This window comes from Catellatospora sichuanensis, assembly GCF_007483665.1.
Classification (GTDB): Bacteria; Actinomycetota; Actinomycetes; order Mycobacteriales; family Micromonosporaceae; genus Catellatospora; species Catellatospora sichuanensis.
Window position 1 is genome coordinate 84997 of record NZ_VIQO01000034.1, and the last position, 15795, is coordinate 100791.

Sequence of the window (15795 nt, forward strand, 5' to 3'; positions counted from 1 at the left end):
CGGTTCAGCCCCCGGCTACCGCCGTATGCGAGGCAAGTGCGTCCACCCGCAGGTGGCGCCGGCGCCACGGTGTGAACACGGTGAAGTTGACGCAGACGGCGAAACCGACCGCGATCACGCTCGCCGCGAGCGGGTTGGCGATCTGGTTGGCCAGCGGATACATGAGGTCGACGGCGAGCAGCACGTCGTCGACGTTCATGAACGGTGCCGTCCTCCACACGTTGTCGAGCGTGTTCGCGAAGCAGGCGAGCAGGGCCGCAACGCCGAACAGGGCGACCACCGGCCGGTCGCCGTTCGCGAGGCGTGCACAGCGGTGGGCCAGCGAGGTCATCACCGGCCAGGCCGCGAGCAGTCCGACGGCGAACCCGGCGATCGCACCGGCCAGCACGCCACGGGGCTCGACGGGGTAGACGTCCACGTCAACCGCCGACCGCCGATTGCCGGATGGTGCCTCTGCCATGCGCAGCACGAGTCCGTCGCGGTTGGCCCAGAACACGTTGCAACCGCAGAATTCCGGTTTCGTGATGGCGCCGGTGTGCCAGCCGTCGGCCCGCAGGCGACCGTACGCGGCGTCCAGGACGCCACGGGTCGCGTCGACCTCCAGATAGGTGCGGTGGCGGCCGGAAGGCGCCGGCTTCACCCCGGGCAGTGACTCTCCGCGGAGATCCTGGAGCCGTCCCGTGGCCCAGTTGGAGTCGGCGACGTCGAGCGGGTCGCCGACGGTGGCCTCGATCCAGGTGGGCGGCTGGCCGACGAGCGTGTCGGCGAGGGCCGCGAGTTTGGGATCGTCGAGGGCGCGCGGGTCGGCCGACGAGGAGTCCCAGGCGGCGTACGCGCCTACGCCGCCGAGCACGACGGCCAGCCACAGCGTCGCGATGCCCGCCGCGACCGCGGCGGCCGGGCCCGGCGGCACGAGGCGGAATCGCAGTCCGGACAGGATCAGGTGCGCTGCCTCGCCGGGCGTTGCCCGGACCTGTCCCGGCTTCGCCGCGTCCAGCAGGGTGGTGAGGATCTCCAGCTCGCGCTCGCGGCGGTAGAAACGGGGGTAGGCGCGCAGCAGGCGGCGGAAGGAACGTTCGAGCTGGTCCTGCTCAGCCATGCTGCACTGCCACGCTGAAGGCCTCCTGCAGGCGGGTCGTGGCGCCGGTCGCGTCGGACCGCATCCGCTCCACCGCGGTTTGCCGCGCGGTCAGGATGAAGAACGTGGGTTCCTGCATCGTCATGCCAGCAATATAGACGGTCTGTATATACAGTCAATCTGTATAGAGTGCCGATCAGGCCGGGTGCACCACGGCGCGCGGCAGATCGGCGCGGTCCGGTTCGGGCAGCCAGTCGCGGGCCGGGTCGAAGCGGACCGTACCCGGTCCGGGCAGCAGCTTGAGCAGCCGGGGGAGCAGCGGGTGCGGGTTGTCGGCGCGCCAGACGACCGACCAGGGCAGGTATGGCGTGGGGCGCAGCGGGACCCGCACGACGTCGCCGGGCAGCTGCCACCACGCACCCAGCGGAGTGACCCGCCGCGGGTGGCGACGCAGCTCGGCGATCGTGTGCTCCACACCCAGATTGAGCGCGGTGCCCGTGATCGGCACGTCCAGGGCCGCCGCGTACGCGCGCAGCAGCCCCGTCAGCTCCGGCGGCCGGTCCTCGAACGGCATCCACAGACCGTATTCGCGCAGCTCCGACCCGCCGAGCACGGTGTTGTCGGCGAGCGGGTGCCCGGCGAGCATGCCGACGGCGATCGGCTCCAGGCACACCAGCCGCCGCCGCAGCCCGGCGGGCCACGGGCGGCCCAGGTCGTGCGGCCGTCCCCAGGCGACGTCGAGGTCGCCGCGGGCCACCGCGTCCAGCGCCGACCCGAGGCTGCGCCGCATGCTCAGCTCCAGCAACAGGTCCGGATACGCCGACACCAGCTCGCCGAGCAGCCCGAGCGGCCGGTGCACCGGACCCCACACGTCCACCCGCAGCGGCAGCGGCTCCCCGCGCGCCGACCGGGCCGCGGTCGCGGCGAGCACCAGCAGCTCCCGCGCGTACGGCAGGAACCTCGCCCCGGCCCCGGTCAGCTCGACGGGTCCGCGTCCGCGCACGAACAGGGCGGTGCCGAGCGTCTCCTCGAGCCGGCGCACGCGTTTGGACAGCGCCTGCTGAGTGAGGTAGAGCGCCGCGGCGGCGCGTCCGAAGTGCAACTCGTCGGCGGCGCGCACGAACGCCCTGACTTGAGCGAGATCCAGATCCACGCGGCACAGCCTGGTCCGACAACCAACGGTTGTCCAATCGGTCGGCATGGTTGTTCGACGGCGGCCGTACGGGCGGGCTTGACTGGTCGACATGACGCTCACAGGAACCGCGGCCGGAGTGCCGTACGTCGCCCTGCCTCCCGCCGACCCGACCCCGGACGCCCCGCTGGTCGTGGCGTGGCACCTGCTCGACCCGCCGCGCAGCGAGGTGGCCATGGCCGCCGCCCTGCCGCTGTCCGGCCTGAACGCCTGGCGCGTGTACCTGGGTCTGCCGATGACCGGCGACCGGATGCTGCCCGGCGGCCCGGAGGCGCTCATGAAGCTCGCCATGGAGGACGCGGTGATGAACGTGTTCGAGCCGGTGACCCGGCAGGCGGTGGCGGAGTTCCCGGCCGTGCTGGCCGAGCTGCGCTCGCTGCTGAACGCGCACGGCCCGCTCAGCGTGGTGGGCGGGTCGATCGGTTCGATGACGGCGCTGCGCCTGCTCACCGAGACGGCCGTGGAGGTCGACCGGGTGGCGCTGGTCAGCCCCGCGGTCCAGTTGTCGGCCCTGGTCGACGCGAACTCGCGGATGTTCGGCATGCCGTACGCCTGGACCGACGAGAGCCGTGCCGTCGCGGACCGGCTGGACTTCGTGGCCCGCGCCGCGGAGATCGAGCGCCCGCTGCTGATGGTGATCGGCGACGAGGACGACCGGGAAGGGTTCCGCGACCCGGCCGAGCGGATGTGGGCCGCACTGCCGGAAGGATCGTCGCTGGTCGCGATCCCCGGTATGGGCCATGCTCTGGCCGAGGAGCCCGGCATCGAAGCCGCCCCGCAGACCGAGCACGCCGCGCAGGTCGACGCCATCGTCACCGACTGGCTGTCCCGGTAGCCGTCGCGCCGGGCGCGGCCGGGCCCGATCCGGAAGCCCGTCCGCGCCCGGCGGTGGCTTACGACTTCGTCGCCGGCAGTGAGCGCTCCACCCACTGCAGCAGCGCGTCCGGCGGGACCGCGCCGAGCTGCCGGGCCACCACCTCGCCGCCGTTCAGCAGGAGCAGCAGCGGGATCGACTGGGCCTGGTAACGCGCCGCCGTCTCCGGCGAGTCGTCCACATTGACCTTGACGACCTTCAACCTCCCCGCGTACGCCGACGCGGCCTTCTCCACGCCGGGCGCGACCATGCGGCAGGGCCCGCACCACGGCGCCCACAGGTCCAGCAGCACCGGCAGCGACGAGCGCACGACCACGGCGTCGAAGTCGTGGTCGGTCGCTTCGGTCAGCCACGGCAGCATGCCGCGGCAGCTCCCGCAGCGGGCGACCCCGGCCGCGGCGGCGCGCAGCCGGTTGCGCTTGCCGCAGTGCGGGCAGGCGACCAGGTCGGCCCGGGTGTCCTGCTGGGGTACCTGTGCCATCATCGAACTCCCGTTCCCGCGCCCGCCTCCGCCAGCTGCGAAGCCGGTGCCGCGTCGAAGGTTACCGCCAATTCGCCGTCCCGCACGCCGACGTGGATCACCGCGTCTTCGCGCAGGTCACCAGCGATGATGGCGCGGCCGATCCGGGTCTCGACCTCGTGGGCGATGTAGCGGCGCAGCGGCCGCGCGCCGTAGACGGGGTCGAAGCCGTGCTCGGCGATGAGCTTGCGGGCGTCCTCGGTGAGGTCGAGGCTGATCCGGCGTTCGCCGAGCCGCTGGCGCAGGTCCTCGAACTGCAGGTCGACGATCTTCTCGATCTGCGGCAGCGTCAGCCGGTGGAACAGCACGATGTCGTCGACGCGATTGAGGAACTCGGGCCGGAAGTGCCCGCGCAGCTCGCCCAGCACCTTCGCACGGGCCTGCTCGGAGATGTCGGCATCGGACCCTTCCAGCAGGTATTCGGCGCCGATGTTGGAGGTCATGATGATGACCGTGTTGCGGAAGTCGACGGTGCGGCCCTGCGAATCGGTGATCCGGCCGTCGTCGAGCACCTGCAGCAGCGTGTTGAACACGTCGGCGTGCGCCTTCTCGATCTCGTCGAACAGCACCACGGAGTACGGCTTGCGGCGTACCGCCTCGGTGAGCTGACCGCCCTCCTCGTAGCCGACGTATCCGGGCGGCGCGCCGACGAGCCGGCTGACGGTATGGCGTTCCTGGTACTCGCTCATGTCGAGGCGCACGATGTTGTCCTCGGAGTCGAACAGGGCCGCCGCGAGGGCCTTGGCCAGCTCGGTCTTTCCGACGCCGGTGGGGCCGAGGAAGATGAACGAGCCGATCGGGCGGCGCGGGTCCTTGATGCCCGACCGGGCGCGGATGATGGCGTCGGCGACGACCTGGACGGCCTCGTCCTGGCCGATCACGCGCTCGTGCAGGATCTCGTCGAGGCGCAGCAGCTTCTGGCGTTCGCCCTCCTGCAGCCGGGACACCGGGATGCCGGTCCACGCGGACACGATCTCGGCGATCTCGTCCTCGGTGACGGTCTCGCGGAGCAGGCCGGGCTGGCCCTGCTGCCGGTCGGCGAGCTTCTGCTCCTCGGCGGCCAGGCGGCGTTCGAGGTCCGCGATGCGGCCGTAGCGCAGTTCGGCGGCCCGGTTGAGGTCGTACGCCCGCTCGGCCTCCTCGACCTCGTGGCGCAACCGTTCGAGCTCTTCGCGTACGTCCTGCACGCGGCGGATGGCCTGGCGTTCGCTCTCCCACTGGGCGTGTTTGGCGTCTGCTTCGGCGCGCAGGTCGGCCAGTTCACGGCGGAGCTGGTCGAGCCGGGCCAGGCTCGACGCATCGGTCTCCTTGGCGAGCGCGGCCTCCTCGATCTCCAGGCGCATGACCCGGCGGGTGATCTCGTCGAGTTCCGCGGGCATGGAGTCGATCTCGGTGCGCAGCCGCGCGCAGGCCTCGTCGACGAGGTCGATGGCCTTGTCGGGCAGGAACCGGTCGGTGATGTAGCGGTGGGACAGGGTCGCCGCGGCCACCAGCGCCGAGTCCTGGATCTTCACGCCGTGGAACACTTCGAGGCGTTCGCGCAGCCCGCGCAGGATGGAGATGGTGTCCTCGACCGACGGTTCGTCGACGAACACCTGCTGGAAGCGCCGGGCCAGCGCGGCGTCCTTCTCGATCTGCTTGCGGTACTCGTCGACGGTGGTCGCGCCGATCATGTGCAGTTCGCCGCGCGCCAGCATCGGCTTGAGCATGTTGCCCGCGTCCATCGCGCCCTCCACGCCGCCGCCCGCCCCGACGACGGTGTGCAGTTCGTCGACGAACAGCAGGATGCGTCCCTCGGCGGCGCGGACCTCGTTGAGCACGGCCTTGAGCCGCTCCTCGAACTCGCCGCGGTACTTGGCCCCGGCGATCAGGGAGCCCATGTCGAGGGCGAAGACGGTCTTGTCGCGCAGCCCTTCCGGGACGTCGCCGCGCACGATGCGCTGGGCGAGCCCCTCCACGATCGCGGTCTTGCCCACGCCGGGGTCGCCGATGAGCACCGGGTTGTTCTTCGTCTTGCGGGACAGGATCTGGATCACCCGCCGGATCTCGGCGTCGCGGCCGATGACCGGGTCGAGGCGGTTCGCGCGGGCGTCGGCGACCAGGTCCTGCCCGTACTTCTCCAGCGCCTCGTAGGTCACCTCGGGCATCGCGGAGGTGACCCGCTGGTTGCCGCGGATCTGGGTCAGCGCGGCCAGGAACGCCTCCCGGGTGACCCCGTTCTCCTTGAGCCGGCGGCCCGCCGCGGACGCCGAGCCCTCGTCGGCCAGGGCCAGCAGCAGGTGCTCGGTGGACACGTACTCGTCCTTGAGCCGCTTGGCCTCGCGTTCGGCGGTGTCGAGCACCCGCGACAGGCGCTGCGTGACGTACACCTGACCGGGCTGCGCGCCCGGCCCGCTGACCTTGGGCCGGCGCTGCAGGTCCTGCTCGACCTCGCCGCGCAGCCGGTTCGGGTCGGCGCCGGTCTGCGCGATCAGCCGGGGCACGATCCCGTCGGGCTGGTCGAGCAGCGCCAGCAGCAGGTGCTCGCCGTCGACCTCGGTGTGCCCCATCCGCAGCGCGATCGTCTGCGCGTCATGCAGCGCCTCCTGCGACTTCTGCGTCAGCTTGTTCATGTCCACGGCGCTCGCTCCTTCGCAGTGCGGTCTGCAGCTCCTCGACGCGGTCGAGCAGGTCCATGACCAGGCCGATCGCGGTGTAGTTCAGGGACAGGTCGGCGTGCAGCCGCTGCACCCGCGCCACCCGGTGCAGCTCGGTGGGGGAGAACCACAGGCCGCCGCCCGCGTCGCGGTTCGCGTCGAGCAGGCCGAGCGCGACGTAGCGCTGCACCAGCACCGGGTGCAGGCCCGCCCGCCGGGCGAAGTGGTCGAGGCTGAGCCGGGTCGGGACGGCGAGCGCGTACACCTTCATCGGGCGCTCCTCGGGTCGAAGGTGGACGCCTTGGCCAGCTCCTCGTAGAGCTCGCGCTCGCGGTCGCTCAAACTGCCCGGGACCGCGATGCGCACCTCGGCGTAGAGGTCGCCGTGCTCGCCGCGGTGGTGCGGCATGCCCTGCCCGCGCAGGCGCAGGCGCTTGCCGCTGGACGTGCCCGGCGGCACGGTCACCTTCGTCTGCCCGCCGGGTGTCACCAGCTCCACGGTCGCGCCGAGCGCCGCCTCGGACGGGCTCACCGGCAGCGCCACGTGGATGTGGCGGCCGTCGAGCCGGTAGCGCTGGTGCGGTTCCAGCCGCACCACCAGGTACAGGTCACCGGCGGGGGCGTTGCCGCGGCCCCGGCCGCCCTGCCCGGCCAGCCGGATGCGCTGCCCGTCGACGACCCCGGCCGGGATGTTCACGTCGTAGCTGCGCGGACCCTCCGCACCGGAGAGCGTGATGGAGCGCTTGCCGCCCTGGTACGCCTCCTCGACGCTGAGCGGCAGCTCCGCCTCCTGGTCCGCGCCCGGGATCGGGCCCGCGCCCCGTCCCGCGCCCCGGCCGCCGCCGCGGAACATACCGCCGAGCAGGTCCTCGAGATCGACGTCGCCGCCCTCGTACGACCACGAGAACGGCTCCCCGCCGTCCCGGCCGCGGAAGCCGCCGCCCGGGAACCCGCCGCCGGGAAAGCCGCCCTGACCCGCACCGCGACCGCGGAAACCACCCGCGCCCGCGCCGGCCATCTCCTCGTACCCCTCGGGGACCTTGCGGAAGTCCTCGCCGAAGCGGTCGTAGCGGGCGCGCTGTTTCGGGTCGTGCAGCACGTGGTACGCCTCGTTGATCTCCTTGAACATGTCCTCGGCGTCCGGGCTCTTGTTGACGTCCGGGTGGTACTTGCGGGCCAGCTTGCGGAACGCCTGCTGGATCTCGTCGGCGGACGCGCTCCGGGAGACCCCGAGCACCTCGTAGAAGTCGCGGGCCACGGCTCACCCCTGGGTGTTGCCGGCGACGACGACCGTGGCCGGGCGCAGCTGCCGGTCGACCTCGCCGTAGCCGGGCCGGATCACCTGCAGCACCGTCCCGTCGGGCTCGCCGGTGTTCGGGACCACGCTGACCGCCTCGTGCCACACCGGGTCGAACGGCACGCCGGTGTCCTCGCGGCGCGGGAAACCGAGCGTGGACAGCGTGTTCACGGCCTGGTCGCGCACCGCCCGGACCCCGTCGACGACCGCGGCCGGGTCGCTGCCGGCGTGCGCGAGGGCGAGATCGAGGTTGTCGATGACAGGCAGGAACACCGCGGCGGTACGGGCCCGTTCCTGCTCGCGTTCGGCGGCGAGCTGGCGCTCGTACCGCTTGCGCATGTTGTCGAGGTCGGCCAGCGCCCGCCGCAACCGGGCCTCCAGCTCGGCGGCCGACGGTCCGGCGGCGGGTGTGGGCGCCTCGATGTCGGGCGCCTCGGCCGACGGCTCCCCGGCATGGCCGGTCGAGACCGCGACCTCGTCCGGGTCCATGGCGACCGGGCCGGGCGGGTCCAGCCCGTGCTTGGGCACGTGGTCCCGGACGGACTGGTCCTCCGGCTCGGTGTCGGCCTGCGGGCCGGTGCCGCTGTGCGGGTGGTGTGCCATCGCGGCCCTCAGCTCGGCGAGAACTCGGCGTCGATGACGTCGTCGTCGCCCTGGCTCTGACCGGTGCGCGCGCCCGCGGTCGGGCCGCCCTGCCCGCCCTGACCCGCGTCGCCGCCGGGCGGCGGTCCACTGGGCCGGGCCATCAGGCCCTGCGCCACCTGCTGCAGATCGCCGATCAGCGAACGCAACCGGTCGACGGGCGCGTTCTCCTTGATGGCCTGGCGGGCGTCGCCGACGAGCAGATCCGCGCGGGCCTTCTCGTGCGCGGGCGCGGCCTCGCCGAGCTCGCCCAGCCGCTGCTCGACCTGGTAGGTCAGCGACTCGAGCTCGTTACGGGTGTCGATGAGCTGGCGGGTGCGGGTGTCCTCCTCCCGGTGGGACTCGGCGTCGGCGACCATGCGGTCGACGTCGCCGCGATCGAGGTTGCCGCTGTCGGTGATGGTGATGGCCTGCTCGACGCCGGTGTCCTTGTCCTTGGCGGAGACGTTGAGGATGCCGTTGGCGTCGACGTCGAAGGTGACGTCGATCTGCGGGACGCCGCGCGCGGCCGGCCGGATGTTCTCCAGCCGGAACTTGCCCAGCGTGCGGTTGTCACCGGCGAGTTCGCGCTCGCCCTGCAGGACATGGATGTCCACGGCGGGCTGGTTGTCCTCGGCGGTGGAGAACGTCTCCGCCCGGCGCGCGGGAATCGTGGTGTTGCGTTCGATGACCTTGGTCATCCGTCCGCCCAGGGTCTCCAGGCCCAGCGACAGCGGGATGACGTCGAGCAGCAGCACGTCCGGTCCCTCACCGGTGAGCACCCCGGCCTGGATCGCGGCGCCCAGCGCCACGACCTCGTCCGGGTTGACGCTCATGTTCGGGTCCTTGCCGCCGGTCAGGCGGCGGACCAGGGCCTGCACGGCGGGGATGCGGGTGGACCCGCCGACGAGGATGACCTCGTCGAGGTCGTTGGCGGTGACCTTCGCGTCGGCCATGGCCTGCTCGACCGGGCCCAGGCAGCGCTGCACGAGGTCCTTGGTCAGGTCCTCGAACTTCGACCGGGTGATGGTGGTGGTGAGGTGCTTCGGGCCGGACGCGTCGGCGGTGACGAACGGCAGGCTGACCTGCGTCTGGGTGACCGACGACAGCTCGACCTTGGCCTTCTCGGCGGCCTCGAACAGCCGCTGCAGGGCCTGTGGGTCGGTGCGCAGGTCGATGCCGTTGTCGTTCTTGAACTCGTCGGCCAGGTGGTCGACCAGGCGGCGGTCGAAGTCGTCGCCGCCGAGGTGGGAGTCGCCCGCGGTGGCGCGTACCTCGACCACGCCGTCGCCGACGTCCAGAATGCTCACGTCGAACGTGCCGCCGCCGAGGTCGAACACGAGGACCGTCTCGTGGCCCTTCTTGTCCAGGCCGTAGGCCAGCGCGGCCGCGGTCGGCTCGTTGATGATGCGCAGCACGTCGAGACCGGCGATGCGGCCGGCGTCCTTGGTCGCGGTGCGCTGGGCGTCGTTGAAGTACGCGGGCACCGTGATGACGGCCTGGGTGACCTTCTCGCCGAGGAACTTCGACGCGTCGTCCACGAGCTTGCGCAGCACCTGGGCGCTGATCTCCTCGGGGGAGTACATCTTGCCCTTGACGTCGAAGCGGACCAGCCCCTCCGGGCCGGGCACGACGTCGAACGCGACCGCCTTGGCCTCCTGGCTGATCTCGTCGAAGTGCCGGCCGATGAACCGTTTCGCGGAGTAGATGGTGCCCTTCGGGTTCAGGATCGCCTGCCTGCGGGCCAGCTGCCCGACCAGGCGCTCGCCCGCGTCGGTGAACGCGACCACCGACGGCGTGGTACGCGCACCCTCCGCGTTCTGGATCACCGTCGGCTGGCCGCCCTCGAACACCGCGATCACCGAGTTCGTGGTCCCCAGATCGATACCCACTGCCTTGGCCATGGCGCAGCTCCACATCCGCTGTCTGCCCGGTGCGTGCGGCCTGCGCGTGGCGAACCGTCGGCGGGCCGCCCATCAGCGGACACGCGGAGCGCACGTCCGGTATTTGCACATAAATCGGACTCACATAATCTATCGGACCGTCACGGCCGAGGTGCCGTTACCGCCCGACGGCCTGATCGAACATGTGTTCGTCTAGCCGGGTCCCTGTCGCCGGGCAGTGCTCGCCTCAGCTGTCGATGTCCCTGGCGCCGGAGGCCCTGAGCAGCCACTCCAGCGATCCCGAGGCGAACGGGTGGCCCCCGACCTGGACGTCTACCCAGCCTGCGGCAGGCCCGTCGAGCCCGGCGTCCCACCACTGCCAGCTGCGGGACTCGCCGTCGCCCTCCGGATCGAACCAGTGCAGCCACCCCGACAGCGTCCAGGCTGAGGTGCTCTCGTACTCGCGCTGCTCCTGCGGCGTCATCGCACTCCACCGCGTCAGCTCGGCGTCGGCCGCGGCCGGGTCCCGCTTCGGCACGCACGCCGACACGAACCGGTCGGGCAGCCGTTCCCGCCACTGCGCCAGGTCCGGCCAGACGAGGCCGGGGCCCAGTACGGTCGCGAGCACGTCCCGGGCCAGTGAGATCACCGAACGGGGGTCGTCGGCAGTGAAGGTGAACCGTTGCAGGAACTCCTCGCTCACCTCGCCGGGGAGCGGCCCTTCGAGCACCCGGCGCAGTTCCGCCTGCCGATCCATCCGTGCCGTCCCTCCGCCGCCCGCTGAGGCGACCCTAGCCCAGGCGGTCGTCGGATTCCCGATCGGATGACGGCGCGCCCCACCGCGGTGCCCGTCCCGGCCACGCGCTGGTTACCATTCCGGCGTGCGTGACATCGCGGTGTTCAGCGGTAGTGCCCATCCCGAACTCGCGGCCGAGATCTGTGCCCACCTGGAGGTGCCGTTGCACCCGGTGCGGGTGTCGCGCTTCGCCAACGACTGCCTCGAGGTGCAGCTCGGCGCGAACTGCCGCGACCGTGACGTCTACCTGGTGCAGCCGCTCGTGCCGCCCGTGCAGGAACACCTGGTCGAGCTGCTGCTGATGCTCGACGCGGCCCGGGGCGCATCGGCGGGGCGGATCACCGTGGTGATGCCGCACTACGCGTATGCCCGCTCGGACAAGAAGGACGCCCCGCGCATCTCCATCGGCGGACGGCTGGTCGCCGACCTGCTACGCACCGCCGGAGCCGACCGGGTGCTGGCGATGACGCTGCACTCGCCGCAGATCCACGGGTTCTTCAGCATGCCGGTCGACCACCTGCATGCGCTGCGCGAGCTGGCCGGCCACTTCCGGCAGTACGACCTGGCCGACACCGTCGTCGTCTCACCCGACCTCGGCAACGCCAAGGAGGCGGCCGCGTTCGCCCGCCTGCTCGGCACGCCGGTGGCCGCCGGGGCGAAGCAGCGCTACAGCGACGACCGGGTGCAGATCAGCGCGGTCATCGGCGACGTGGCGGACAAGCACGTCATCGTGCTCGACGACGAGATCGCCAAGGGCAGTACCGTGATCGAGCTCATGGAGCACCTGCGCGGCCTGCACGTACGCTCCATCCGCCTGGCCTGCACCCATGGCCTGTTCTCCGACAACGCCCTCAAGCGCCTCAGCGATCAGGACGGCGTGCTGGAGATCGTCTGCACCAACACGGTGCCGATCGCAGCCGAAAAGCACGTACCGAAACTGAAAGTGCTCTCCGTCGCCCCGGCACTGGCCGAAGCGATGCGCCGCATCCACAACGGCGAGTCCGTCAGCGCCCTGTTCTCCTGACCCACCCCAAGATCGCGACGATCTTGCGCGAACTGTTGCCGATACGCCCGAATAGCCCGTGTCGCACCCACAGTTCCCGCAGGATCGTCCCTCAGACGGGGAGGGACAGTACGTGCTGGAGCAGGGCGACCAGGACGGTGCGGGAGGAGGTGCGGTCGCGGGCGTCGCACAGCAGGACGGGGGTGCCGGGATCGAGGTTCAGGGCGAGCTGGACGTCGGCGGGGGTGAAGCGGTCGCCGCCGTCGAAGCAGTTCACGGCCACCACGAACGGTGTTTCGCGCTCCTCGAAGTAGTCGATGCAGGCGAAGCTCTCCTTCAGCCGCCGGGTGTCGGCCAGCACCACGGCGCCGATCGCGCCCGAGGCCAGCTCGTCCCAAAGGAATGAGAAGCGGTCCTGGCCGGGCGTGCCGAACAGGTACAGCACGAGGTCGCGGCTGATGGTGATGCGGCCGAAGTCCATCGCGACGGTGGTGTGGGTCTTGGCCTCCACTCCGGACAGGTCGTCGACCCCGATCCCGGCGTCGGTGAGCACCTCCTCGGTGCGCAGCGGGCGGATCTCGCTGACCGCGCCGACCATCGTGGTCTTGCCGACGCCGAAGTGCCCCGCGATCAGGATCTTCACCGCGGTGGGCAGTACGACCGGTGCCGCGTCAGAGCGTACGGAGTCCATGGATGACCGCCTCGAGTACGGGTCGGCTCGCCACACCGCGGGCCGGGGTCGGGGAACGGGTGACGATGAGCCGCTGCGCCAGCAGGTCGCCGAGCAGCACCATGACCGTGCCCGCGGGCAGGTCCAGCTCGGCGGCCAGCTCGGCGACCGAGACGGGCTCCTGGCTGTGCCGGATGATCTGCGCGGACTCCGGGTGCAGACCGTCGTCGTGTTCGGGCGGCCGGGTGGCCAGCACGATCGAGATGAGGTCGAACGCGCCGCGCACGGGGGTGGTCCGGCCGGACGTCATCGCGTACGGCCGCACCACCGGTACGGCGTCGGGCCACTGCTCATGTGGCGCCTCCACCAGGTCAGCCCTGCGCCGCGGCGGGCTGGCGGACGGGGGTGGTGATGTACTGGCCCACCCGGACCACCAGCATCTCCATCTCGTACGCCGCCACGCCCACGTCGATGTCGCTGCCGCACACCACGGCCAGGCAGGCGCCGTTGCCGGCCGACGTGACGAACAGGTAACCCGTGCCGAACTCGATCATGGTGCGGCGCACCACGCTGTCGCCGAAGTGCCGGCCGGCGCCCCGGGCGAGACTGCTCATCCCGGCCGCGGCCGCCGCCAGGTGCTCGGCGTCGGCCTTGACGAGCCCCGCCGAGGTGGCGATGAGCAGCCCGTCCGTGGACAGGATGATGGCGTACCTGGCCTCCACGACCCGGTGGACCAGGTCGTCCACGAGCCAGGCGAGGTCGACGGTCGCTGCGGTCTTCTCCGTCACGATGCTGGTCCTTCCGGATGTGCTGCGGTCGGGGACTGTCCGGTCAGCTCGGCGTGCGCACGGCCCTGCCGCGCGGCGTCGGCGTACGCCGCCAGGAACCGGCTGACCTCCTGCGGCTCGCGGCCGTTCGGGTACGCCGGGCCGGTCTGGCCGCCACCGCCTGTCTGTTCGGCCTCGGCCAGGTCGCGCGGGCGCGGCACGACCCGCTTGGGCCGCTTCTCGCGCCACGGCAATCCGGCGGGAGTCAACCTGGTGTCGTCGCCGGCGGCGGCCTCTGCCGCGCCCGGCGACGGGTCCGTCCCGGCGGGCTGCCCGGCCGGACGGCGGCCGTTCGGGCTGAGCGCGGCCGCGGCCGCGACGGTGGCCAGCAGCCGCTCGCGGGGCCGGTCGCCGACCTCCGGCGCGGTCCGGGCGATCAGCTCGGTCGGGATCACCACCGCTGCGGTCACCCCGTCGTGCGGCGAGCGGCGCAGCTGCACCACGAGCTGGTAGCGCTGCGCCAGCCGGCCGACCACGTAGAAGCCCAGCCGGGCCGCGCCGGCGAGCTGGAACTCCGGCGGATCGGCCAGCTGCAGGTTCGCCTCCTGCAGGTCCGGGTCGGTCATGCCCAGGCCGCGGTCGGCGATCTCCACCAGGTATCCGCCGGGCACGGCGCGGCCGGTCACGTCGACGTCGGTGTGCGGCGGTGAGAACGACACGGCGTTCTCCATCAGCTCCGCCAGCAGGTGGATGACGTCACCTGCGGCGTGACCCGCGAGCGCGGCCGGCTCTGCGGCTCGCAGCCGCACCCGCGGGTAGTCCTCGACCTCGGCCAGCGCACCGCGCAGCACGTCCACCATCGGCACGGCGGCGCGGTAGGTGCGGCTGGCCGGCACACCGGACAGCACCACCAGGTTCTCCGCGTTGCGCCGCATGCGGGTGGCCAGGTGGTCGATCTGGAACAGCTTGGCCAGCTCCTCGTCGGTGGCGGCCTGCCGCTCCATCAGGTCGATCATCTTCAGCTGCCGGTGCACGAGCGTCTGGATGCGGTGCGCCAGGCTGAGGAACACGTCGCGTACGCCGCGGCGCAGCTCGGCCTGATCGACGGTGGCCTGGATCGCGGTCTGCTGCACCACGTCGAACGCGCGGCCCACCTGCCCGATGTCGTCGTCGCCGAACGCCAGCGGGGGCGCCGCCTTGGCGACGTCGACCTCCTCGCCCACCCGCAGCCGCTCCACGACCCGCGGCAGCCGCACGTGCGCCAGGTCCAGCGCGGCGGCGCGCAGCTGCGCCAGCTGTGCCTGCAGCGAGCGCAGCGACCGGATGGTGAACCGGATCGACAGCACCACGGCGATGAGCCCGAGACCGGCAGCCAGCACCAGCTGCACCATGATGCCGATCGCAGCCGGGCGGAACCGGACCACCGTCTGGTCGGCCAGGTCGAGCACCAGCGTGCGCAGCGCGTCGATGGCGCCGGTCACCGCGGCCCGCCACGTGGCTGCGTCGGCGAGCGGGGCAGCGCCGGGCGGAGCCCGCATCACCTGGTTCTCCAGCGCCTGCAGGGCCAGCATCTCGGGGCTGTTCAGCAGCCGTAAGTACTGCCCCTTGTCGGGCTGCGGCAGCCGCTCGGCGACCTGCGTCGACAGGTACTTCTGCGCCCCGACCAGCTCGGTGAACGCGGCCCGGTCGGCCTCGGTGAACCGGCCCTCGCCGAGGACGCCGGACAGCACCGCGTCCTCGCGGGAGACCATCTCCTGGGAGTGGGTCAGCAGCACCAGCGTCGAGGTGTGGAAGATGACGTCCGAGTCGTCCCAGGCGGTGTACGTGCCGTACACGTCGAAGCCGAGCTGGGTCAGGCCGGTGAAGTAGGTGTTCGCCCGCACCCGGTCCAGGCTGCCGCGGTCGAGTTCGGTGCGCCGGTCGGGCAGGCCGTCGAGCGCGGCGAGCAGGTCGGCCAGCCGGGCGTCGCTGGCCTCGCTGGTGGACCACTGTGCGACGGGGCCCTCCAGGGCGCCGCGCAGCTTGCTCACGGCCTGGTCGGTGCCGGCGCGGGCGGCGTCCAGCGCGGCCCGGTCGGCGGCCACGCCGGACGCGGCGAACGTGACCGACTCGCGGCGCTCGGCCTGGATCGCCGCGATCAGCGCCTCGGTCGGCTTGGCGACCTGCTGCTCCAGCGCGGCCAGCCAGACCAGGCTGAGCCCCTGCCCCACGGTGACGTACGCGGCGAACGTCCACAGCGCCACGAGCGACGCGAGGACGGCGAAGATCTTGTTGCGCAGGCCGGGGTTGCGGGGCGGTCGGGGGTCGGAATCGTTCATGGCACCCGCTCGGGAGAGGACGCTGTGGGGGTGGCGGTGGTGCTCGCGTCCCGTGGTGGACGGGGCGCGACGGGGTGTTCGGCTGACGTCGCGACCCGTTGTAACAACGCGGTCTACGCCCTGGTCGCACACCGCGTGCGA

At 72.0% G+C, this 15795-nt stretch carries 16 protein-coding genes; 2 read left to right on the forward strand and 14 right to left on the reverse strand.

The features are described 5' to 3' along the window. Positions 1-4 precede the first annotated feature (4 nt). From FLL47_RS36970 to FLL47_RS36975, 3 genes are read right to left on the reverse strand one after another with little or no spacing between them, the layout of a single operon-like run. Positions 5-1099: a hypothetical protein gene (locus FLL47_RS36970; RefSeq protein ID WP_144127313.1), complete on the reverse strand. Its 1095-nt coding sequence runs from the start codon at positions 1097-1099 to the stop codon at positions 5-7. Beyond that, entirely contained in the window at positions 1092-1223 is a 132-nt protein-coding gene (locus tag FLL47_RS44870) for a hypothetical protein (protein WP_281286772.1), read from the reverse strand. Before FLL47_RS44870 ends, FLL47_RS36970 begins: the two co-directional genes overlap by 8 nt. 51 nt (positions 1224-1274) lie before the next feature. Further along, a complete protein-coding gene (locus FLL47_RS36975) occupies positions 1275-2231 on the reverse strand; it encodes a LysR family transcriptional regulator (RefSeq protein WP_186316137.1) in 957 nt (318 codons plus the stop codon). Positions 2232-2322: 91 nt separating this feature from the next. On the opposite strand from FLL47_RS36975, the gene FLL47_RS36980 reads away from it, so the two are divergent. Continuing rightward, positions 2323-3105 carry an alpha/beta hydrolase gene (locus FLL47_RS36980; protein WP_144127315.1) on the forward strand — a complete coding sequence of 261 codons (783 nt, stop codon included), beginning with the start codon at positions 2323-2325 and terminating at the stop codon, positions 3103-3105. Between the two features lie 58 nt (positions 3106-3163). On the opposite strand, the gene trxA is transcribed toward FLL47_RS36980, so the two are convergent. The 7 genes from trxA to FLL47_RS37015 form a co-directional block, all read right to left on the reverse strand. Then, complete coding sequence (gene trxA, locus FLL47_RS36985) at positions 3164-3625, reverse strand: thioredoxin (protein ID WP_144127316.1); 462 nt, start codon at positions 3623-3625, stop codon at positions 3164-3166. Then, positions 3625-6282: an ATP-dependent chaperone ClpB gene (gene clpB / locus FLL47_RS36990; RefSeq protein ID WP_144127317.1), complete on the reverse strand. Its 2658-nt coding sequence runs from the start codon at positions 6280-6282 to the stop codon at positions 3625-3627. The genes trxA and clpB overlap by 1 nt, the downstream gene beginning before the upstream one ends. Continuing rightward, a complete protein-coding gene (locus FLL47_RS36995) occupies positions 6236-6571 on the reverse strand; it encodes a chaperone modulator CbpM (RefSeq protein WP_144127318.1) in 336 nt (111 codons plus the stop codon). Before FLL47_RS36995 ends, clpB begins: the two co-directional genes overlap by 47 nt. Then, a complete protein-coding gene (locus tag FLL47_RS37000; RefSeq protein WP_144127319.1) occupies positions 6568-7557 on the reverse strand; it encodes a DnaJ C-terminal domain-containing protein in 990 nt (329 codons plus the stop codon). Before FLL47_RS37000 ends, FLL47_RS36995 begins: the two co-directional genes overlap by 4 nt. Before the next feature lie 3 nt (positions 7558-7560). Then, positions 7561-8199 carry a nucleotide exchange factor GrpE gene (locus FLL47_RS37005; RefSeq protein ID WP_246159146.1) on the reverse strand — a complete coding sequence of 213 codons (639 nt, stop codon included), beginning with the start codon at positions 8197-8199 and terminating at the stop codon, positions 7561-7563. An 8-nt stretch (positions 8200-8207) separates the two neighbouring features. Continuing rightward, positions 8208-10121: a molecular chaperone DnaK gene (gene dnaK / locus FLL47_RS37010; protein ID WP_144127320.1), complete on the reverse strand. Its 1914-nt coding sequence runs from the start codon at positions 10119-10121 to the stop codon at positions 8208-8210. A 226-nt stretch (positions 10122-10347) separates the two neighbouring features. Beyond that, positions 10348-10857, reverse strand: coding sequence for a hypothetical protein (locus FLL47_RS37015; protein ID WP_144127321.1), 510 nt, complete (start codon positions 10855-10857; stop codon positions 10348-10350). A 124-nt stretch (positions 10858-10981) separates the two neighbouring features. Here FLL47_RS37015 and FLL47_RS37020 point away from each other — a divergent pair, with 124 nt between their 5' ends. Beyond that, on the forward strand, positions 10982-11920 hold the full coding sequence (locus FLL47_RS37020; protein WP_144127322.1) for a ribose-phosphate diphosphokinase: 939 nt from the start codon (positions 10982-10984) through the stop codon (positions 11918-11920). A gap of 91 nt (positions 11921-12011) precedes the next feature. Here the strand turns inward: FLL47_RS37020 and FLL47_RS37025 are convergent, their stop codons facing one another. The 4 genes from FLL47_RS37025 to FLL47_RS37040 are packed head-to-tail and all read right to left on the reverse strand — an operon-like array spanning position 12012 to position 15654. Beyond that, positions 12012-12590 carry a GTP-binding protein gene (locus FLL47_RS37025; protein WP_144127323.1) on the reverse strand — a complete coding sequence of 193 codons (579 nt, stop codon included), beginning with the start codon at positions 12588-12590 and terminating at the stop codon, positions 12012-12014. Then, the gene (locus FLL47_RS37030) at positions 12571-12936 is read right to left on the reverse strand and encodes a DUF742 domain-containing protein (protein WP_246159148.1); all 366 of its coding nucleotides are present in this window, start codon (positions 12934-12936) and stop codon (positions 12571-12573) included. The genes FLL47_RS37025 and FLL47_RS37030 overlap by 20 nt, the downstream gene beginning before the upstream one ends. Positions 12937-12940: 4 nt before the next feature. Continuing rightward, positions 12941-13360: a roadblock/LC7 domain-containing protein gene (locus FLL47_RS37035; protein WP_425457804.1), complete on the reverse strand. Its 420-nt coding sequence runs from the start codon at positions 13358-13360 to the stop codon at positions 12941-12943. After that, positions 13354-15654 (reverse strand): sensor histidine kinase, encoded by a 2301-nt coding sequence (locus FLL47_RS37040; RefSeq protein WP_144127325.1) that lies wholly within the window; start codon positions 15652-15654, stop codon positions 13354-13356. The genes FLL47_RS37035 and FLL47_RS37040 overlap by 7 nt, the downstream gene beginning before the upstream one ends. Positions 15655-15795 lie beyond the last annotated feature (141 nt).